Origin of the sequence: Sandaracinus amylolyticus (assembly GCF_000737325.1) — a bacterium.
Taxonomy (GTDB): domain Bacteria; phylum Myxococcota_A; class Polyangia; order Polyangiales; family Sandaracinaceae; genus Sandaracinus; species Sandaracinus amylolyticus.
Genome location: NZ_CP011125.1, coordinates 9,742,104 through 9,761,838, shown reverse-complemented (window position 1 = coordinate 9,761,838; position 19,735 = coordinate 9,742,104). Strand labels below are relative to the sequence as shown.

Annotated in this window: 19 protein-coding genes and 1 riboswitch; of the genes, 12 read left to right on the top strand and 7 right to left on the bottom strand. The window is 70.5% G+C overall.

Annotation, left to right across the window (positions count from 1 at the left end):
• Positions 1 to 61 precede the first annotated feature (61 nt).
• Genes DB32_RS41280 through DB32_RS41270 form a run of 3 tightly spaced genes read right to left on the bottom strand, consistent with a single transcriptional unit; the run spans position 62 to position 2,160 of the window.
• Positions 62 to 634: a LemA family protein gene (locus DB32_RS41280; RefSeq protein WP_053238156.1), complete on the bottom strand. Its 573-nt coding sequence runs from the start codon at positions 632 to 634 to the stop codon at positions 62 to 64.
• Complete coding sequence (locus tag DB32_RS41275; protein WP_157070295.1) at positions 631 to 1,362, bottom strand: thioredoxin domain-containing protein; 732 nt, start codon at positions 1,360 to 1,362, stop codon at positions 631 to 633. The genes DB32_RS41280 and DB32_RS41275 overlap by 4 nt, the downstream gene beginning before the upstream one ends.
• Before the next feature lie 9 nt (positions 1,363 to 1,371).
• Positions 1,372 to 2,160: a TPM domain-containing protein gene (locus tag DB32_RS41270; protein WP_157070293.1), complete on the bottom strand. Its 789-nt coding sequence runs from the start codon at positions 2,158 to 2,160 to the stop codon at positions 1,372 to 1,374.
• An 81-nt stretch (positions 2,161 to 2,241) separates the two neighbouring features.
• On the opposite strand from DB32_RS41270, the gene DB32_RS41265 reads away from it, so the two are divergent.
• The 4 genes from DB32_RS41265 to DB32_RS41250 all read left to right on the top strand — a co-directional run bounded on the left by DB32_RS41265 (position 2,242) and on the right by DB32_RS41250 (position 7,999).
• A complete protein-coding gene (locus tag DB32_RS41265) occupies positions 2,242 to 3,822 on the top strand; it encodes a protein adenylyltransferase SelO (protein WP_053238153.1) in 1,581 nt (526 codons plus the stop codon).
• 99 nt (positions 3,823 to 3,921) lie between these two features.
• A riboswitch (cobalamin riboswitch) is annotated at positions 3,922 to 4,152 on the top strand.
• Positions 4,153 to 4,351: 199 nt separating this feature from the next.
• Entirely contained in the window at positions 4,352 to 6,718 is a 2,367-nt protein-coding gene (locus DB32_RS41260) for a ribonucleoside-diphosphate reductase subunit alpha (RefSeq protein ID WP_053238152.1), read from the top strand.
• A gap of 38 nt (positions 6,719 to 6,756) precedes the next feature.
• On the top strand, positions 6,757 to 7,716 hold the full coding sequence (locus DB32_RS41255; protein ID WP_083458631.1) for a ribonucleotide-diphosphate reductase subunit beta: 960 nt from the start codon (positions 6,757 to 6,759) through the stop codon (positions 7,714 to 7,716).
• A gap of 55 nt (positions 7,717 to 7,771) precedes the next feature.
• Positions 7,772 to 7,999, top strand: coding sequence for a hypothetical protein (locus DB32_RS41250; RefSeq protein ID WP_157070291.1), 228 nt, complete (start codon positions 7,772 to 7,774; stop codon positions 7,997 to 7,999).
• A gap of 3 nt (positions 8,000 to 8,002) precedes the next feature.
• On the opposite strand, the gene DB32_RS41245 is transcribed toward DB32_RS41250, so the two are convergent.
• A complete protein-coding gene (locus DB32_RS41245) occupies positions 8,003 to 8,839 on the bottom strand; it encodes a ZIP family metal transporter (protein ID WP_169791721.1) in 837 nt (278 codons plus the stop codon).
• Positions 8,840 to 8,869: 30 nt separating this feature from the next.
• Between DB32_RS41245 and DB32_RS41240 the strand changes: the two genes are divergently transcribed.
• The 6 genes from DB32_RS41240 to DB32_RS41215 all read left to right on the top strand — a co-directional run bounded on the left by DB32_RS41240 (position 8,870) and on the right by DB32_RS41215 (position 15,194).
• A complete protein-coding gene (locus tag DB32_RS41240; protein WP_053238149.1) occupies positions 8,870 to 9,757 on the top strand; it encodes a hypothetical protein in 888 nt (295 codons plus the stop codon).
• Positions 9,750 to 10,382, top strand: a complete 633-nt coding sequence (locus DB32_RS41235) for a hypothetical protein (RefSeq protein WP_053238148.1) — start codon at positions 9,750 to 9,752, stop codon at positions 10,380 to 10,382. Before DB32_RS41240 ends, DB32_RS41235 begins: the two co-directional genes overlap by 8 nt.
• A gap of 244 nt (positions 10,383 to 10,626) precedes the next feature.
• Positions 10,627 to 11,937, top strand: a complete 1,311-nt coding sequence (locus DB32_RS41230) for an ammonium transporter (RefSeq protein WP_053238147.1) — start codon at positions 10,627 to 10,629, stop codon at positions 11,935 to 11,937.
• 126 nt (positions 11,938 to 12,063) lie between these two features.
• A complete protein-coding gene (locus tag DB32_RS41225) occupies positions 12,064 to 12,903 on the top strand; it encodes a DMT family transporter (RefSeq protein WP_053238146.1) in 840 nt (279 codons plus the stop codon).
• Between the two features lie 342 nt (positions 12,904 to 13,245).
• On the top strand, positions 13,246 to 14,745 hold the full coding sequence (locus DB32_RS41220; protein ID WP_157070289.1) for a hypothetical protein: 1,500 nt from the start codon (positions 13,246 to 13,248) through the stop codon (positions 14,743 to 14,745).
• A 53-nt stretch (positions 14,746 to 14,798) separates the two neighbouring features.
• Positions 14,799 to 15,194 carry a cupin domain-containing protein gene (locus tag DB32_RS41215; RefSeq protein WP_053239135.1) on the top strand — a complete coding sequence of 132 codons (396 nt, stop codon included), beginning with the start codon at positions 14,799 to 14,801 and terminating at the stop codon, positions 15,192 to 15,194.
• On the opposite strand, the gene DB32_RS41210 is transcribed toward DB32_RS41215, so the two are convergent.
• Entirely contained in the window at positions 15,195 to 16,103 is a 909-nt protein-coding gene (locus tag DB32_RS41210) for a LysR substrate-binding domain-containing protein (RefSeq protein ID WP_053238144.1), read from the bottom strand.
• Between the two features lie 74 nt (positions 16,104 to 16,177).
• Here DB32_RS41210 and DB32_RS41205 point away from each other — a divergent pair, with 74 nt between their 5' ends.
• Entirely contained in the window at positions 16,178 to 16,990 is an 813-nt protein-coding gene (locus tag DB32_RS41205; RefSeq protein WP_083458630.1) for an arylamine N-acetyltransferase family protein, read from the top strand.
• A 6-nt stretch (positions 16,991 to 16,996) separates the two neighbouring features.
• On the opposite strand, the gene DB32_RS41200 is transcribed toward DB32_RS41205, so the two are convergent.
• Positions 16,997 to 18,370, bottom strand: coding sequence for a glycosyltransferase family 87 protein (locus DB32_RS41200; RefSeq protein WP_053238142.1), 1,374 nt, complete (start codon positions 18,368 to 18,370; stop codon positions 16,997 to 16,999).
• 93 nt (positions 18,371 to 18,463) lie between these two features.
• On the opposite strand from DB32_RS41200, the gene DB32_RS41195 reads away from it, so the two are divergent.
• A complete protein-coding gene (locus DB32_RS41195) occupies positions 18,464 to 18,721 on the top strand; it encodes a hypothetical protein (protein ID WP_053238141.1) in 258 nt (85 codons plus the stop codon).
• Here DB32_RS41195 and DB32_RS41190 read toward each other — a convergent pair whose 3' ends face one another.
• Positions 18,722 to 19,723 carry a hypothetical protein gene (locus tag DB32_RS41190; RefSeq protein WP_053238140.1) on the bottom strand — a complete coding sequence of 334 codons (1,002 nt, stop codon included), beginning with the start codon at positions 19,721 to 19,723 and terminating at the stop codon, positions 18,722 to 18,724.
• Positions 19,724 to 19,735: the final 12 nt, after the last annotated feature.

The following is a 19,735-nucleotide window of genomic DNA, read 5'->3' as shown; positions in this document are numbered from 1 at the left end:
ACCGAGGACCGCAGAGAAGAACTTCTCTCTCTCGACCTCTGCGGCTCTCTGCGATGAATTCTCATTCTCCGCCGAAGTCGACTCTCGGCACCTCTCGTGCGCCTGCGTCCGCTTCGAAATACTCGCGCCGCGGGAATCCGAACATCCCTGCGAACAGGTTCGTCGGGAACGTCGAGATGCGAGCGTTGTAGTCGCGCACCGTCTCGTTGTACCGGCGCCGCTCCACCGCGATTCGATTCTCCGTCCCCGCCAGCTCGTCCTGCAGCCGCGTGAACTGCTCGCTCGCACGCAACTGCGGATAGTTCTCCGCGATCGCGAGCAATCGACCGAGCGCCGAGTCGAGCGCCTGGCTGGCCTCCGCGGCGTCCTCGGGGCCGCGCGCGCCGAGCAGTCGACTGCGCGCATCGGAGACGGCGGTGAAGATCTCGCGCTCGTGCGACGCATATCCGCGCACCGTCTCGACGAGGTTCGGGATCAGATCCGCGCGCCGCTGCAGCACGTTGTCGACCTGGGCCCACGACGCGTCGACGCCCTCGCGCGCCTGCACGAGCCCGTTGTACTGGCCCACGCCCATCGCCGCGATGCCCAGCACGAGCAGCACCACGACGCCCAAGACGATCCACGTTCTGCTCATCTCGCTTCCCCTCCCGCGCCGATCACGAGCTGGTCGATGCGCGCGACCATCTCCGCAATCTCGCGGTGATAACGACCATAGACGGCGCTCGCGTCGAGCGACGACGCCGCTTCGCTCGCGATGCGCGCGACCTCGTCGAACGATGCGACGTCGAGCCCGAGCTTCGCGCACAGCGCGCGCACCACCTCGCCGTCGTGCACCGGCACGGGCTCGCCGAGCAGGTGCAGACAGCCGCGCCACACCGGCGCGAAGCTCACGTACGACGCCGCGAGCAAGTGGCGCAGCGGCTTCGATGCGCCGCGCGACTCCACGAACCCTTCGCGCAGCCGCATCAGCTTCTCGCGCAGCTCGCGCTCGCACTGGATCCGCATGTGCGCGCGATCGATCTCGAGCCCGACCACGGGATCACTGCCGTGCAGCACGCGGTGGTGGCGCTGGATGTCGAAGAGCTCGATCGGGAACACGTCGAGCGAGTCACGGATCAGCGCGCGCGTGAAGAAGCGCGGCCACGGCTGTTCCTGCGCGATCCACCAGTGCACCGGATCGTTCAGCAGCGAGAGCGTCGCCGGCTCGAGATCGACGAGCACGATCATGAGGTGGAGTGGGCTCACCTCGCGATAGGTGTCGCCGTGCGCTTCGGGCCCGTAGAGCACGACGCTCTCGAGCTTCGGGCCGAGCGCCTTCGTGAGGCGCGACACCATCTGCGTGAGGAGCACGTCTCGTCGCATCGTCGTCCCTCAGAACCCGCGGCCCGCGCCGCCACCGCCGAACCCGCCCCCGCCTCCGCCGAACCCACCGCCGCCCCCACCGAACCCGCCGCCGCCGCGATGTCGCCCGCCGCCCGAGGTCATCAGCATGAACAGCAACAAGCGCGGATGACGGATCGCGAGATACAGGAAGACGATCCCGATCAGCGCCCACATCACGAGCTGCATGGGCCCGGGGGGCTGCGCGGGACGCGCGCTCGCGCTCGGTGCGGCGACGCCGGTGAGCGTGACGCCGTACTCCTGCGCCGAGATCGCGGCGAGCGCGAGATCGAGGCGCAACAGACCTTCTCCGAACTGATTCGCGCGCAGGAACGGGATCGCGCGCTCGTCGATCAGCGCGCCGACGCGGCCGTCGGGCAGATAGCCCTCGGTGCCGTACCCGGTCGCGACGAAGATGCGGCGATCGTCGCGCGAGAAGGCGATCACGAGCCCGCGGTCGCGACCTTCTCCGCCGATGCCCCAGGTGTGGCCGACCCGCACCGCGAGCTCGTCGATCGTCTCGTCCTGCAGCGCCGGCACCGTGATCACGACGATCGCGACGCCCGCCTTCGCGTAGAGCTCGTGATTGACCTGCTCGATGACGCGCTCGCGCTCGGGATCGATCACCTCCGCGACGTCGTACACCGCGCGATCGGTGCGCCGCGGGAGCGGCGTCTGCGCGCTCGCGACGCTCGCCCCGAGCGCCCACAACGCGACGCTCACGGCGAGCGCGCGGAGTGGACGATCGTGTCGCTCGACCTTCATCCCGGTCCTGGCCACGTAACCACTACTCCGGATCGGCCAACTCTCGTTGTACGAGACTGGCGCTCCCTCGCGCGCGGCTCCAGGTTCTGCGGCTGAATGCAACTCGACGATCGTTTCGTGCGCGAGCTCCCGGGTGACCTCGACGGCGCGCCGCGCCCGCGCCAGGTGCGCGGCGCCGCGTGGTCCAAGGTGCTGCCCACGCCGGTCGCGAAGCCGCGCTTGATGGTCGCGGTGCCCGAGGTCGCGGCGCTCCTCGATCTCACGACGACCGAGCTCGAGTCGCCCGAGATGGTCGAGGTGCTCGCGGGCAATCGCGTGCTGCCCGGGATGCAGCCCTATGCCGCGTGTTACGGCGGGCACCAATTCGGGCACTGGGCGGGACAGCTCGGCGACGGTCGCGCGATCACGCTCGGCGAGGTGATCAACACGCGCGGCGAGCGCTGGGAGATGCAGCTCAAGGGCGCGGGCCGCACGCCCTATTCGCGCACTGCGGATGGGCGCGCGGTGATGCGCTCGTCGGTGCGCGAGCTCGTGTGCAGCGAGGCGATGTTCCACCTCGGCGTGCCCACCACGCGCGCGCTCTCGCTCGTCGCGACCGGCGAGGACGTCGTTCGCGACGTGATGTACAGCGGCGATCCGCGGCCCGAGCCGGGCGCGATCGTGTGCCGCGTCGCGCCCTCGTTCCTGCGCTTCGGCAACTTCGAGATCTTCGCGTCGCGCGACGAGATCGATCTGCTGCGCGCGCTCGCCGATCACACGATCCGCGCGCACTTCGCGCATCTCGGCGCGCCTTCGCGCGAGACCTACGGCGCATGGCTCGCGGAGGTGTGCCGCCGCACCGCCGAGATGGTGATGCACTGGATGCGCGTAGGCTTCGTCCACGGCGTGATGAACACCGACAACATGTCGATCCTCGGGCTCACGATCGACTACGGCCCGTACGGATGGCTCGAGGGCTACGACCCGAGCTGGACGCCGAACACGACCGACGCCGGCGGTCGTCGTTATCGCTACGGGCATCAGCCCAACGTCGCGTGGTGGAACCTGCAGCGGCTCGCGCGCGCGCTGGTGCCGCTGGTGGGCGACGACGTGGCGATCCTCGAGCGCGCGCTGATGACGTACGGCGAGACGCTCGAGGCGCGCGAGGCCGAGATGATCGCGAAGAAGCTCGGTCTCCGCGCGCTCGACGTGGGCCCCGCGGGCGACGACGTCCCGATGGTGCAGGAGCTCTACGAGCTGCTCGAGGCGTTCGAGACCGACATGACGATCTTCTTCCGGCGCCTCGCGGACGTGCCCAGCGATCCCGGCGACGTGACCGATGCCGCGCTGATCGCGCCGCTCGAAGACGCGTTCTACGGAGAGCCGCCCGAGGATCATCGACATCGCGTCGCGACGTGGCTGCGTCGATATGCGGAGCGCGTGCGCGCCGACGGAACGAACGATGTGGAGCGCCGCGCGAAGATGAACGCGGTCAATCCGAAGTACGTCTGTCGCAACTACCTCGCTCAGCTCGCGATCGACGACGCGGAGAAGGGCGATCCCGGCAAGGTGCTCGCGCTGCTCGACGTGCTGCGACGTCCCTACGACGACCAGCCGGGCAAGGACGAGTACGCGATGAAGCGGCCCGAGTGGGCGCGCCATCGCGTCGGGTGCTCGATGCTCTCCTGCAGCTCGTAGCGACGGCGCAGCTCGTAGCAGCCGTGAGCCACTAGCCATAGTGGCTCTCGCGCGCTGAGCACCACCACATATTGCTTGACGACGTAGCGTCACGTCGCCTATGGTCGCCCTCGTGCTGGTGCCCGGGCGTTCGCTCGGGCGAACAGGGAACCTGGTGTGAATCCAGGGCTGCCCCGCAGCGGTCAGCGAGAACGAACGCCGTGACGGCGCACTGGTCTCCACTCCTCTTTCGAGAGGAGGCGGGATTGGGAAGCGACGGCCAGTAGGAATCGTGTCCTCGGACGCGAAGCGCTCGTGAGCCCGAAGACCTGCCAGCGCCCGAGTGCGGGGAGACATCCGTCACTCGGTCCGACCTGGGGCCTCGTGGGAGGGCCGACTGGCGATGTCGAGCGTGTGCGCTCGATCTCTCCGTCGTGCTCGCTCGCGTGGATCTCGGCCGCCCGCGGGGGCGGAGGTCGCACGTGTGTGAGCAGCGAGCTCGCACGCGTCGCGCCCTCGTCCGTCCGCACTGCGACGCACGGAGGACGACATGCAGATCGAGACGAGCGAGTCGAGCACTCGGACGACGATGCGCGTGACCAAGCGCAACGGGACACGCGAGGCGGTGGACGTCGACAAGATCGTGCGCGCCGTGCGGCGCTGCGCCGGGGGGCTCGACGACGTCGACCCGATGCGCGTCGCGACGCGCACCATCGGCGGGCTCTACGACGGCGCGACGACGCGGGAGCTCGATCAGCTCTCGATCCACACCGCGGCCGCGCTGATCGCGGAAGAGCCGCAGTACGCGAAGCTCGCGGCGCGCCTGCTCGCGTCGTACGTCGACAAGGAAGTGCGCGGCCAGGAGATCCACGCGTTCTCCCAGTCGATCGCGACCGGACATCGGCTCGGCCTCGTCAATGATCGCCTGTTCGAGTCGGTCGCTCGACACGCGCGCAAACTGAACGACGCGATTCGCCCCGAGCGCGATCAGCTCTTCGAGTACTTCGGCCTCCGTACGCTCTACGATCGATATCTGCTGCGCCACCCCGAGGCGCGCCTCGTCGTCGAGACGCCGCAGCAGTTCTTCCTGCGGGTCGCGACCGCGCTCTCCGACTCGGTGAGTGACGCGCTGGAGCTCTACGAGCGCTTCTCGACGCTCTCGTATCTCCCGAGCTCGCCCACGCTCTTCAATTCGGGCACTCGCTACGAGCAGCTCTCGAGCTGCTTCCTCCTCGACTCGCCGGAGGACGATCTCGGCAGCATCTATCGACGTTATGCCGACGTCGCGATGCTCTCGAAGTTCTCGGGCGGGATCGGCCTCGCCTACCACCGAGTGCGCGCGCGCGGCTCGCTGATCCGCAGCACGAACGGGCACTCCAATGGCATCGTGCCGTGGCTCAAGACGCTCGATGCGAGCGTCGCCGCGGTCAATCAGGGCGGAAAGCGCAAGGGCGCGTGCTGCGTCTACCTCGAGCCGTGGCACGCCGACGTCGAGGAGTTCCTCGAGCTGCGCGACAACACCGGCGACGAAGCGCGGCGCACGCACAACCTGAATCTCGCGAACTGGATCCCCGATCTCTTCATGCGTCGTGTCGAGTCCGACGCCGAGTGGTCGCTCTTCGACCCCAAGCGCGTGCCCCAGCTCGTCGATCTCTACGGCGAGGAATTCGATCGCGCCTACGAGGACGCGGAGCGCGCCAATCTCTTCGAGCGCAAGGTGCGCGCGCGCGAGCTCTACGCGCGGATGATGCGGACGCTCGCCCAGACCGGGAACGGCTGGATGACGTTCAAGGACAAGTCGAACCGCGCGTGCAACCAGACCGCGCTGCCGGGTCGCGTGGTGCACCTGTCGAACCTCTGCACCGAGATCCTCGAGGTCACGTCGCAGGGCGAGACCGCGGTGTGCAACCTCGGATCGATCCAGCTCGGCAAGCACGTCGTCGGCGGTGAGGTCGATCTCGCGATGCTCGCCGAGACGGTGCGCATCGCGGTGCGCCAGCTCGATCGCGTGATCGATCGCAACCACTATCCGATCGAGACCGCGCGCGCGTCGAACCTGCGGTGGCGCCCGGTGGGCCTCGGGGTGATGGGCCTGCAGGACGTCTTCTTCCAGCTGCGATTGCCGTTCGACTGCGAGCAGGCGCGCGCGATCTCGAAGAAGATCGCCGAGGAGATCTACTTCCACGCGCTGAGCACGTCGGTGGAGCTCGCGATCGAGCACGGCGCGCACCCGGCGTTCCCCGAGACGCGCGCCGCGCGCGGAGAGCTGCAGTTCGACGCGTGGGGCGTCACGCCCAGCGACGTGCAGCGATGGGACGCGCTGCGCGAGCGCATTCGCGCGCACGGATTGCGCAACTCGCTGCTGATCGCGATCGCGCCGACTGCCACCATCGCGTCGATCGCCGGATGTTACGAGTGCATCGAGCCGCAGGTCTCGAACCTGTTCAAGCGAGAGACGCTCTCCGGTGATTTCCTCCAGGTGAATCGATATCTGGTCGCCGAGCTGAAGGCGCTCGGGATGTGGAACGAGGCGCTGCGACAGCGCCTCAAGATGGCCGAAGGATCCGTCCAGTCGATCGAGGAGATCCCCGCGGAGATCCGCGCGATCTACCGCACCGCGTGGGAGATCCCGATGCGCTCGTTGATCGACATGGCCGCGGATCGCGGCGCGTTCCTCGATCAGAGCCAGTCGCTCAATCTGTTCATCGAGAGCCCGAGCATCGGACAGCTTTCCTCCATGTACATGCATGCATGGAAGCGCGGACTGAAGACCACGTATTACCTGCGCTCGCGCCCCGCGACGAAGATCGCGAAAGCGACGGTCCCCACGCCGACGCCCGCACCGCCTGCACCCACGCCGCTCGCGTCGGTGATGTGCTCGCTCGAGAACCCCGAGAGCTGCGAGGCCTGCCAGTGAGCCTGCTCGATCCGGGCCTGTCGCTGACGCTGCGGCCGATGCGATATCCGCAGTTCTTCGAGATGTATCGGGCGGCGATCAAGAACACCTGGACCGTCGAGGAGGTCGACTTCGCGACCGACGTCCACGACCTGCGCGCGAAGATGAGCGACGCCGAGCGTCACCTCGTGCAGCGCCTCGTCGCGTTCTTCGCGACCGGCGACTCGATCGTCGCGAACAACCTCGTGCTCTCGCTGTATCGGCACGTGAACGCGCCCGAGGCGCGGATGTATCTGTCGCGGCAGCTCTACGAAGAAGCGCTGCACGTGCAGTTCTATCTGACGCTCCTCGACACCTACGTGCCCGATCCCGACGAGCGCGCGCGCGCGTTCGCGGCGGTCGAGACGATCCCGTCGATCCGCAAGAAGGCGGAGTTCGCGCTGCGCTGGCTCGACTCGGTGCACGACGTGACGCGGCTCGACACGCGCGAGGATCGCCGGCGCTTCGTGCTCAACCTGATCTGCTTCGCGGCGTGCATCGAAGGCCTCTTCTTCTTCGCGGCGTTCGCGTACGTGTACTTCCTGCGATCGCGCGGATTGCTCCACGGGCTCGCGGCCGGGACGAACTGGGTGTTCCGCGACGAGAGCGCGCACATGGCCGCGGCGTTCGAGATCGTGCGGGTCGTGCGCGAGGAGGATCCCGAGCTCTTCGACGACCGGATGGAAGCGGACGTGCGCGCGATGATCGCGGAGGCGATCGAGTGCGAGGTGCAGTTCGCCGAGGACCTGCTCTCGGGCGGCGTCTCCGGGCTCTCGGTGCGAGACGTGCGCGAGTACCTGCAGTTCTGCGCGGATCAGCGGTTGGCGACGCTCGGATGGAGGGCGGGTTACGGGGCGCGCAATCCGTTCGGGTTCATGGACCTGCAGGACGTGCAGGAGGTCGCGAACTTCTTCGAGCGTCGGGTCTCGGCGTACCAGGTGGGCGTGACGGGCACGGTCACGTTCGACGACGCGTTCTGACCGGGAACTTTCGTCGCGCGGCGTGGTCGGATCGCGCTTCGACCCGGAGAACGCCATGCGTGGGATCCTCGGCTCGCTGCTCGCGCTGTTCGTCGTGATGGCTCCCTCGATCGTCCGCGCCGATCCGCCGGTCGAGGGACCGCCGGTGATCGTGCACGGCCGGCGTCAGGTGCCCTCGGCGTTCACGACGGTCGCGCGCGCTCGGCCTCGCGATCGCGCCACCGATCCGCGCGCGGATCTCGTGCGCGAGGTGCCGCGCACGGTTCGCCGCGCGCCGTTCTGATCGTCAGGGGCTCGTCGCCGCGCCGAGCACGAGGAGCGCGACGTAGCCGATCGCCGCGAGCGTTCCCGAGAATCGCGGGCTGCCGTGGAACGCCTCGGGGATCATCGTCTCCGCGGCCATCGCGAGCAGCGCGCCTGCGGCGCCGGCTTCGGTCACCGCGATGGGCGCGGGGCCGAGGTGGATCAGCGCGCGCGACGCGAACGCCGTGGCCAGCGCCGCGCCGAGCGCGATCGCCGACCACAGCCCCGCGACGTAACGAAACGAGCGGCCCGCGTGGCGCATCCCGACGGCGCTCGAGAGCGCCTCGGGCACGTTGCCGAGCGCGAGCCCCAGGACGAGCGCGATGTCGGGCGCTCCGTCCGCGAGCGAGATGCCGAGCACCGCGGCCTCGGGAATCGCGTCGAGCGCGGTGCCGAGCGCGATCGAGGTGCCGCTGCCCGGCGCGTCCGCCTCGGTGGGCTGCGCGACGCACTCGCCGCAGCGCTTGCGATCGCGCGCGTTGGCCAGCGCGGCGTTCGCGAGGCTGAACACCACCGCGCCGACGACGATCGACGCGACGCTCGCCGCCACGCCGACCTGCTCGAGCGCGTGCGTCGTCAGATCGATCGTCGCCGTCGCCAGCAACACGCCCGCGCCCACCGACATCACCGCCGCGACGACGCGATGCGCGAGCCGTCCCGTGACGCCGACCAGCATCCCCGCGACGAGGCCCGACGACGCGAGCAGTCCCCAGGCGAACGCCTCGATCACCTCACTGACATCGACACGGCGCGCTCCCCGCGCACCTGCACGGCGGTGTGTGGACCCGCGGCCTGCGACAATTCGTCCGTCGACGGGCATGGGGACCCGCACTAGAACCCGCGCGCTCCGATGCCCGTCCGCTCGCTCGCGCTGCTGTTCGCGCTCGTCGCGCTGGCCACGCCATCCGGCGCGAGCGCGTGCGCGACGTGTGGATGCGGCGATCCGACGCTCACCGCGGTCGGCGTCGAGCAGCCCTTCGCGGGGCGCGTGCGGCTCTCGCTCGCGGTGACGCACCTCTCGTACGCGGAAGGGCGCGGGCTCGCGCGCGTCGACGTCTTCGATCAGCGCGCGACCCTCGGCATCGCGGCGTCACCGAACGAGTGGCTCACGCTGAGCGTCCTCGCGCCGCTGGTGTGGCGCGAGGTCGCGCACGCGTCGCTCCAGCACGAGACCACGATCGGCGTCGGCGATCCCGAGCTGCGCGCGCGCTTCGTGCTGTTCCGCGATCGCGCGTTCGCGCCCGAGCACCTGCTCTCGGCGCAGGTCGGCGCGCGACTGCCGACGCCGACGCGCCTGCACGACGAGAACGGCGCGCTGCTGCCGCTCGACGCGCAGACCGGCAGCGGCTCGTTCGATCCGATGGTGGGCCTCGCGTGGTCGTGGTTCGCGCGCGAGCTCTCGATGCACACGACGGCGCTGCTCACCGTGGCCACCGAGGGCACCGGCGGATGGCGCAACGGCGCGAGCGTGCGCCTCGCGTGGCAGGGACAGTGGCAGCCGATGAACGAGCTCGCGCTGGTGGTCGGTCTCGACGCGCGCATCGACGCCGATCCGACGCTGCGCGGCGACACGCAGGCGGGCGGCGGCGCGGTGGTGTTCGTGTCGCCCGGCGTGATGATCTCGCCGAGCGGTGATCTGCTGCTCTGGCTCGTCGCGCGTCTGCCCTTCGTGCAGGCGCTCACCGGGGATCGCAGCGATGGCCCGATCGTCGAGCTGGGGATGGCGCTCGATGTGTGAGCGTCGCGCGCTCGCGGCGATCGTGATCGCGCTGCTCTTCGCGCACTGCGCGTGGACCACGCCCGGGGTCGGCGTGGAGATGACGATCACGTCCGACGACGCGCCGGGCGCGGTGCTCGATGCGCGCGGCGACGCGCACGCGATCGAGCACGCGTCGCTGCGCATCGCGTCGATCGCGCTCCTCCGCTGCCCCGACGATCGCGCTGCGCTCTCGACCCTGCTCGGACCGGCGATCGCGCACGCCCACGAGGAAGAGACGCGCTCGCTCGGTCCCTTCGTGATCGATGCGATCGATCCTACGCCGATCGCGCTGGGACGCCTCACCACGCTGCCCGGGCGCTATTGCGACGTCCGCGTGCGCGTCGCGCGCGACGCCGAGCACCCGACGCTCGTGCTGCGCGACGACGCCGCGATGACGATCACGAGCGAGCTGGAGCGCGAGCGCGTCGTGCGGCTCGCGTCGCCGATCACGCTCGACGAGGGCGCGCGCACCGCGCAGCTCGCGATCCGGATCTCCCTCGCGCAGTCGCTCGAGCGCGTCGATCCCGGCGCGCCCGATCCCATCGCCGACGGCGCGGCTGCGCTCGGCGCGATCCTCGGCGCGCTCGACGTCGCACCGGACTGAGCGCGGGGCTCGACACGCGCGGGCGCGGTGTCGATGTGCTCGCGACGAGGCGCTTCCCGCGCTCGCGGAGTGACCGGAAACACCGCGATTCGCGCGCAGCGGGGCGCTCCGGAGACACGGCGCGCGCTCATTCCCGCGATGCTCGCCATTTTGCCGGTCGTATACGCGCCGGAAACACAGGACCGTTAGCTTCCCCCTCGATGTTGCGGCCCTGATCACGTGGGCGCGGCAGGCGGGAGGCCCGATGGAGATCAATGGCGCGGATACGGCGTGGGTGCTCGTCTCGGCGGCACTCGTCCTACTCATGACCCCGGCGCTCGCCCTGTTCTACGGCGGGCTCGTGCGCAGCAAGAACGTGCTCTCCACGTTCATGCATTCGTTCTTCGCGCTGGGGCTCGTCACGATCCAGTGGGTCGTGATCGGCTACTCCCTCTCCTTCGCGCCGACGGTCGGCGGCTGGATCGGCGGCCTCGATCACATGTTCCTCGCCGGCGTCGGGCTCGAGCCGCGCAGCGGGCAGACCATCCCGCACATCCTCTTCATGGTCTATCAGCTGATGTTCGCGATCATCACGCCCGCGCTGATCAGCGGCGCGTTCGCGGAGCGCGTGAAGTTCAGCTCGTACGTCGTGTTCACGCTCGCGTGGACCACGCTCGTCTACGACCCGCTCTGCCACTGGGTGTGGGGCCCCGGCGGCTGGCTCGGCGCGCGCGGCGCGCTCGACTTCGCGGGCGGCACCGTCGTCCACCTGAGCTCCGGCATCAGCGCGCTCGTCTTCGCGCTCGTGCTCGGCAAGCGCCTCGGCTACCCGAAGCAGAAGATGCTGCCGCACGACCTCACGATGACGCTGCTCGGCGCGGGCATGCTGTGGTTCGGCTGGTTCGGCTTCAACGCCGGCAGCGCGCTCACCTCGGGCGGTCTCGCGTCGCTCGCCTTCGTGAACACGCACATCGCGGCGGGCGCCGGTGCGCTGGCGTGGGCGACGATCGAGTGGGTGCGTCACAAGAAGCCGAGCGCGCTCGGCGTCGCGTCGGGTCTCGTCGCGGGCCTCGTCGCGATCACCCCGGCGGCGGGCTTCGTCGGTCCGATGGCGGGCCTCGGCATCGGCCTCGCGGCGGGTGTCGTGTGCTACCTCGGCGTGCTGCTCAAGAGCCGCGTGGGCTACGACGACGCGCTCGACGCGTTCGGTGTGCACGGCATCGGTGGCGCGCTCGGCGCGGTGCTGACCGGCGTGCTCGCGTCGACGGTGTGGAACTCGGCGGGCCAGGACGGTCTCGCGTTCGGCAACACCGGGCTCTTCATCGAGAACCTGCTCAGCGTCGTGGTCGCGGGTGTGTACGCGGCGGGCGTCTCGTTCGTCCTGCTCAAGATCATCGACAAGGTGATGGGCCTGCGTCCGGCGCCGGAGATGGAGCAGGAGGGCCTCGACATCACGCTGCACGGCGAAGAGGCGTACGCCACGGCGGGCATCGGCATGCGCCCGGCGCCCGACGAGGTGGAGCCCTCGGCGGTGAAGGCGCCGGTCGTGGTCGCGGAGGTCGCGCCCGGCGAGTGATCGCCGCGCAGGGCCCGAGCTCGAGGAGAGCCCTCGTCGCAGTGATGCGACGGGGGCTCTCGCGTTTTCTGGGCGCGGCCCCGTGCGCGGGATGCGCGTGTCGTGCAGCGTGCGTTCCGAACGGCGATGACGACGATCGCGCTCCTGCTCGTGCTCGCGGCCGCGCTCTCGCACGCGGTGTGGAACGCGATGATCAAAGGGCGCGGCGGCGATCCACTCGCGGCGTCGACGGGCTTGTCGATCACGTGGGCGCTGCTCGGCGCGCCGTTGCTCTTCGTCGTGGGGCCGCTCGATCGCGCCGCGTGGCCGCACCTCGGGGCCTCGATCGCGGCGCACCTCGTGTACTTCTCGCTGCTCGTGCGCGCCTATCGCGAGAGTGATCTCTCGGTCGTGTACACGCTCGCGCGCGGACTGCCGCCGCTGCTCGTCGCCGCGATGTCGACGCTCGTGCCGGGCGAGCGCCCCGGCGCAATCGCGATGATGGGCGCGATCGCGATCGCGCTCGGCGTGCTCCTGCTCGGCGCGAAGGGCGGTGTCGCGTCACGGCGCGTGATCGCGATCGCGCTCGTGATCGCGCTGTGCATCGCGACGTACACGATGCTCGACGGGCTCGGCACCCGCGCGTCGGGCGATGCCGCGACGTACGTGACGTGGCTGTGCACGCTGCAGGGCGCGCTCTTCGCGATCGGTGCGCTGGTGATCGGGCGCGCGCCGCTCGCGCGCGAGGTGCGCGCGCGGTGGATGGTCGGACTGATCGGCGGCGTGCTCTCGGGGCTGGGCTACGCGATCGCCCTCTGGGCGATGGCGCGCGCGCCGATCGCGCTGGTCGCCGCGGTGCGCGAGATCTCGGTGGTGTTCGCCGCGCTCATCGGCACGTTCGCGCTGGGCGAGCCGTTCGGGCGGCGCCGGTTGATCGCGGCGGGCGTGGTCGCGATCGGCGTGATCGCGGTGCGGCTCGGTGGATGACGCGGTCACGCCGCATCGATTTTCCGGCCCGTACACACGCTCGAAATCGTCGCGCGCTAGGTTCTCCTTCGTTCGTCGGTGCTCGTCCCGACGCGGCATTCGGACCGAGGGAACCCCTGCCCGAAGTCCCTTCCGCCGGCTCGCAGCTTCCACCATCCCCTTTCCCCGCGAGCCGGCACCTTGTTCGGTCTTCGCGCGCGTGGTCCGGCTTTCCTCCTGGCGCGCGCGGAGCACCTCGGCCTCGGCGCGCCTGCGACGTGCACCCGTCGCAGGCGCGCCGGGCGCCCACTCGCGCGTGAGGGATCTCCACGCTGCGTGATCGCGTCGTGCGACCATGCGCGCATGAGCCCATCGCAGTGGGCCGCGGCGTGCGCGGCGTTGGTCGTCGTCTCCGGTTGTGTGTCGTCGCGCGAGCGCGAGGACGAGCGCGCGATCGCGTGGGTCGACGCGTACCTCGACGCGATGTGCGCGTTCCACGTGCGCTGCGAGACGGATTTCGGCGAGTTCGCCGACCGCCATCAGCGCGCGTGTGACGAGCGTGGCTACCCGCACCTGCGTCGCGCCGCGGAGCGCGCCGGTCGGACGACGAGGCTCGACGACGCCATCGCGAGCGCGTGCCTCGAAGCGATCGAGACGGCGAGCTGTCGCGTCGCGCCGCAGACGTTGATCCCCGAGCTGATCGCGTGTCAGCGACCGTTCGTCGGGCTCGTCGAGATCGGCGGCGCGTGTGATCCGACGTCGGCCAGCGAGTGCGCGCCGGGCCTGTATTGCCGCAGCGTCGATGGCGGGTGCGGCGGCGCCTGCGAGGCGCTGCCGCGGCGGGGTGAGCCGTGTAGCGGGATGCGCCCGTGCGCCGACGGCACGATCTGCGTGGTGGAGGAAGACGGCGCGTGGTGCCGCGCGTGGTCGCTCGACGCCGCCGCGGCGTGTGGCGAGGGGGAGCGCTGCGCGGCGGTCGACGGGGTCGAGCACGCGTGCATCGAGGGGCGTTGCGCGCCGGTGCCGGTGGTGGCGGTGGGAGAGCGGTGCCAGTCCGGCGTCGCGCGCTGCGGCGCGGACGCGTGGTGCGCCGGCGAGACGTGCACCGCGCGCGCCGCGCTCGGTGACGTGTGCGAGCCCGGTCTGCCCTGCGTCGAGGGCCTTCGTTGCGATACCGATGCCGAGCCACCGCGCTGCGCGCCGCTCGGGGTCGCCGGTGACGCGTGCGACGGCGATCACGAGTGCGCGGCCGAGAGTCCGTACTGTGCGGATTTGGATGGCGACGGCGTGGAGCACTGCTCCGCCGACGCCGACGGCGCGTGGTGTCGCGGCGGTCTCTCGGGCGACTTCCCGTTCCACGCGTTCGACAGCTGCCCGGAGACCCACGTCTGCGCGATCGCCGGCGAGCTCTCCTCGCATCGCTGCTACCCGATCGCCGCGCGCGGCTCGGCCTGCGACGACACCCGTCCTTGCGAGAACGGGTCCCGCTGCGTCGACGATCGGTGCGTCGCGATCGCGCTGCCTGACGAGGCGTGCGGCGCGGAGGTCGCGTGTCCGCTCACCCACGCGTGCGTCGAGGGACGCTGCGCCGCGCTGCCGCGGATCGGCGAGACCTGCACCGACGCGTGCTTCGAGGGCGTGTGCCGCGACGGGCTCTGCGTGCGCCGCGCGGCGGGCGAGGCCTGCGACTCGATGCGGACCGGGTGGTACCGCGACTGCGAAGGTGCATGCAGCGGCGATGTCTGCGTCGATCTGCTCGACGCCGGAGCGACCTGCGGCTGGGGTCTAGGAGGCTGTGACGCCGAGCTCTCCTGCGTCCCCACCTCGCACGATGCGGGCGTGTGCCTCGCGCCGTGCGAGTGACCACGTCGATTCCGTCCAAGACGCGCTCGGCGCAGATCGATATCGTCGGCCGCATGACGACGAGACGTGCGATCCACCTCGCGCCCGGCGCCGGGCGCGTCTATCCGGGCGGCCGCGTCGCGGCCGTGTTCCTCGCCGATCGCGAGGAGACCGAAGACCGCTATTCGATCTCCGAGTGGTGGCTCGAGCCGCACACCCACGGACCGGGCGCGCACTCGCACGAGGAGGACGACGTCTTCTACGTGCTCGAGGGGACGATCAGCTTCTGGCTCGGCGATCACTGGATCGACGCGCCGCGCGGCTCGTTCGTGCTCGCGCCCGGCGGGATGAAGCACGACTTCGAGAACCGCACCGATGCGCGCGCCGGCATGCTCAACATCTCGGTGCCCGGCGGCTTCGAAGAGCACATGCCCGGCATCGCCGAGTGGTTCCGCGAGCACCGGAGCTGATCACTCCGGGACCGCGACGAGACGCGGCACTTCGAGCGCGAGGTAGTCCGCGAGCGCGCGCACCGCGGGGAGCTGTCCGCGTCGCGACGGCGCGAGCAGCGTCAGCCGATGATCGCCCACCTGCCACTCGGGCAGCACCTCGCGGAGCGTGCCGCGATCGAGCTGCTCGCGGCACATGTAGCGAGGCAGCGCGACGATCCCGAGGCCCTCGCATGCCGCCGAGAGCAGCAGCGTGTGATCGTCGCTCCGCAGCCGCGGGGAGAACGCGATCTCCTCGATGACCTCGTCGCGCCGCAGCGACCACGCCGCGGCCGCGCTCGGCCCGCCGAGCAGGAGCCCGGTGTGCGCGTGCAGATCACGCGGCGCCTTCGGGGTGCGGCGCGCGCGCAGGTATCGCGGCGACGCGACGAGCCGCCACCACGAGGGCGACAGGAAGCGCTGCACGAGCCCGGTGTCGGGGAGCGGGCCGGAGTGCCCGCGCAGCGCGAGGTCGAAGCGCTCCTCCACGAGATCGACGAGCCGATTCGTCGCGTGGAGGAACACGTCGACCTTCGGATGACGCCGCATGAAGCGCGGCAGCAGCGGGCCCATGATGTCGCGGCTCATCCCGGTGGAGCACGTCACGCGGATCGTCCCGCTCGGCTCGGCCACGCGACGACGCGCGACGCTCTCGACCGCCTCGGCCTGGGTGCGCATCGCACGCGCGTGCTCGAGCACCTCCTCGCCGACGTCGGTCACCGTGAACCGACGCGAGGTGCGCTGGACGAGGCGCACACCGAGCCGCTCCTCGAGCAGCTGGAGGCGACGGCTGAGGCTCGACTTCGGCACACCGAGCGCGCGCGCCGCGGCCGAGAACCCGCCATGCTCGACGACGCCGACGAAGACGGCGAGATCGTTCCAGTCGTCCATCGTTCCACCGGCGGGACGATGCGTTCGATGCGTGGTGCTGGATCGGCGATCGTCCACGCAGCAGGATGATGCGCATGACCATCGACGTCGATGCCTACTTCGCGCGGATCGGATACCAGGGCTCGCGCGCGCCGACGCTGGAGACACTGCGCGCGCTGCACGCGCTCCATCCGCGCGCGATCCCGTTCGAGAACCTCGATCCGTACTCGCGGCGCGGTGTCGAGCTCTCGCCCGGCGCGCTCGAGGCGAAGCTCGTGCGCAGCGCGCGCGGCGGGTACTGCTACGAGCAGAACGGCTTGTTCATGCACGTGCTGCGTGCGCTCGGGTTCGAGGTGCACGGGCGCGCGGCGCGGGTGCGCTGGGGCGTGCCCGACGACGTCGTGATGCCCCGCAGCCACATGACGCTGCGCGTGGAGCTCGAGGACGGTCCGTACCTCGCCGACGTCGGGTTCGGTCTGCTCACGCCGGTCGCGCCGCTGCGGATCGTCGACGACGTCGAGCAGCAGACGCCACTCGAGACGCTCCGGATGCGCACCATGGGCGAGGGGCGCGTGGTCGAGGCGAAGTCGCACGACGGGTGGCGTGCGCTCTACTGGCTCGACGACGCGACGTTCCTCGCGCCCGACTACGAGACGCTCAACTGGTTTACGTCGACGCACCCGACGTCGCGCTTCGTGCGGAACCTGATCGTCGCGCGGCCCACGCGGAGCGGTCGGCTCACGCTCGTGAACCGCGAGCTCACGCACCGCACGCCCGAGCGGCCCGCGGAGGTGCACACGATCCAGAGCGTGGCCGAGCTGCGAGGGGTGCTGGAGCGCGAGTTCGGGATCGACCTGTCGCGGCTCGACGACATCGACGCGTCGCTCGAGCGCGCGCTCGTCGTCTGAGCGCGCTCAGTCCGGCTGGAACACGCGCTCCTGCGTGCCGTCGTCGTCGTAGTACTGCCACGCGCGATCGAAGGTGATCGCGCCGAACGTGTTCACCACGATCGCGAACACGAGCGCGAGCAGGAAGCCCGGGCCGAATCGACGCCCCCCGAGCGCGATCGCGACGAACACGAGCGGCAGATAGTCGAGCGCGAATCGATATCCGAACTGGACCCATCCGCTGTTCTGATAGAGCAGGTTCCAGATCGCGACTGCCGCGCTCGCGGCGTAGAGCGCGACCATCTGCGCGTCGACCCGGCGCGGCCAGAGCGCCAGCAGGAGCGCGGGCGTCGTGAACCAGAGCGCCAGTCCGTGGCGACTGATGATTACGTGCGGCTCTTGCGCGGTGAGCCACGGGAGCGACGCGAGGAACACCGCGAGGTTCTTCGAGAGATAGTGGTAGCTGAAGAGCCCCCACGTCTCGATTCGGCCGCGCCATCGGATCATCAGGTAGCGATGCCCGAACTCGAACGGATTCTCGAAGCGCTCTTCGTTCATCCACATCGCGATCGCGCCGATCACGAGGATGGGCGCGGCGAAGATCGCCCAGCGCTTCAGCACGTCGCGCCACTGCACGCGCGTGGTCCAGAGATAGACGCGGCGCGCGACGCTCGGTTGATCGCCGTACTCGGGCTCGGGGCCGACGCGTGAGATGCGCATCGCCTCGATCGCGAAGAAGAGTACGAGCGCGGCGGTCGTCGCGCGCGTCATGAACGCGAGGCCGAGCATGAGGCCGGCGAGCGCGGGGCGTCGCGCGTCGAGCGCGCAGTAGACGTACGCGAGGATCATCACGACGCCGACGACGTGCCCCGCGAACCACACCGCGCCCTGCACGGCGGTGAAGAAGAAGACGGTGCCGAACGCGAAGAGCGTCGTGAGCAGCAGATCGTCGCGCACGGTGCGCTGCGAGCGATCGGTCTCGCGAAGGCGTCGGAGGATGACGAAGAGCAGCGCGGGCGCGAGCCCCGCGAAGAGCGCCCAGAAGAGCGTGTCGGAGAGGCCGGGCCCGAAGAGCGCGACCGCGGGTAGGATCACGATCGCGGGGAACGGCGGGAACGAGACGTACCAGCGCTGCGAGTCGCGCGGATGCGAGAACGCGCCGGGCGGACAGACGTCCTGGGTCTCGGTGTCGTAACAGGCCCAGTCGTTGGTGCCGGGCGGGCGATTGCCGAGCACGCCGAGCTGTCCGTGGAGGAACGAGTCGGCGAGGTGCACGAAGTGGTTGTCGGGGCTCGGGCCCGAGGTGCGCGGCCCGGCGACGCCGGCGTAGACGGCTGCGCTGATCGCCCAGATCGCCGCCGGGAGCGCGAGACGACGTGCGATCTGCTGTGCGCGCGACATGCGGGCGCGAGGATAGCCGGAGGGGACGAGGCGACAAGAACGCGAACGCTCGGTAAGCGACGGGGCGCGCGGCGTGCGGCAGGATGGGCGGCGATGGACCCGCTCGAAGAGCTCGGAAGGCGCGAGGAAGAAGAAGAGCAGGCGCGCGTGCGCGCCGCGCAGCGGCGCTACGGCGAGGTGATGAGCGTCGTGGTGATCGTGGCGTTCGTCGGCGTGATGGGCTTCGTCGCGTGGGAGGTGCTGCCGGGCGCGATCCGCTCGCCATGGCTGTGCGGCGGCGCGATCGCGGTGGCGATCCCGATCGCGATCCTGCGCGCGCTGGTTCGGCGCGGGGTGAACAAGCTGATGTGATCAGAGGCGCGCGCGCATCGAAGCGACCGCGGCATCGAAGATCGCGGCCCGGTCGATCGTGATCCCGCGCGCGGGCTCGTCGAGCGCGTACGGGTTCACTTGCACGCTCCGTCCTTCGCGCTGTGCCTCGTCGATCATCTCGCGTATCAGCGCGCGGCCGTCCCCCGCGGCGGAGCCAGTCACCAGGCTCGCGCGGAGCTCGGCGATGCGCTCGTCCTCGGGCAGTGGCTCGATCACCAGCGTTCCGCGCGAGAGCGCGACGTGCTCCTCCCAGCTCGCGCCCACGTGCACCAGCTCGTAGCCGCTCCAGCGCGCCGCGATCTCGTCGAGCCGCGGCAGGTCGCGCCCGCACCACGACACGACACGGCGCCGGGGGACGTCGACGTGGAAGCCGCCCTCGAGCCAGCAGTCGCGCGCGGGCGCGAACACGAAGCGCTCGCGCCCTTCGAGGCGGCGCGCGACCTCGACGAGCTCGATGCCGCCGCCGAGGTTCTCGTCGACGCACAGCACGAGCGGGAAGTGGCGCATGCGCCCGTCTTCGAAGACGAACGTGGCGACACAGCTCGCTTCGCGATCGTCGTCGGGCGCGGGCAACGTGGTGATCGGATCGATGAGCGCTTGCTCCGCGCGCACGCGCGACGCCGGGATCCCGACGTGCTCCGCGAGATCGAGGACGCCGCGCTCCGCCCATCGCACGTCCCAACCGGTCCACACCTCGCGCACGAGCCCGAGGTACGTGCAGCGCCGAGCGGCGTCGCCACGCAGTGCTTCGCCGCCGAAGAGCAGGAGCACGCGGCGATCGACGTCGAGCACCGCGCCGCCCTCGGCCCACACGTCGTCGAGCCAGCCCTCGTCGCCGACCTCGCGATGATCGAGGATCCACGCGCGTGCGTGCTCGTGGCCCCAGAAGAGCTCGTTCACGAGCGCGATCGACGACCAATGCCCGTAGAAGACGCGTGTCTCGCCGTGCTCGACGAGCACCAGGTTCGCGCGGTGACCCATGCCGCACACACG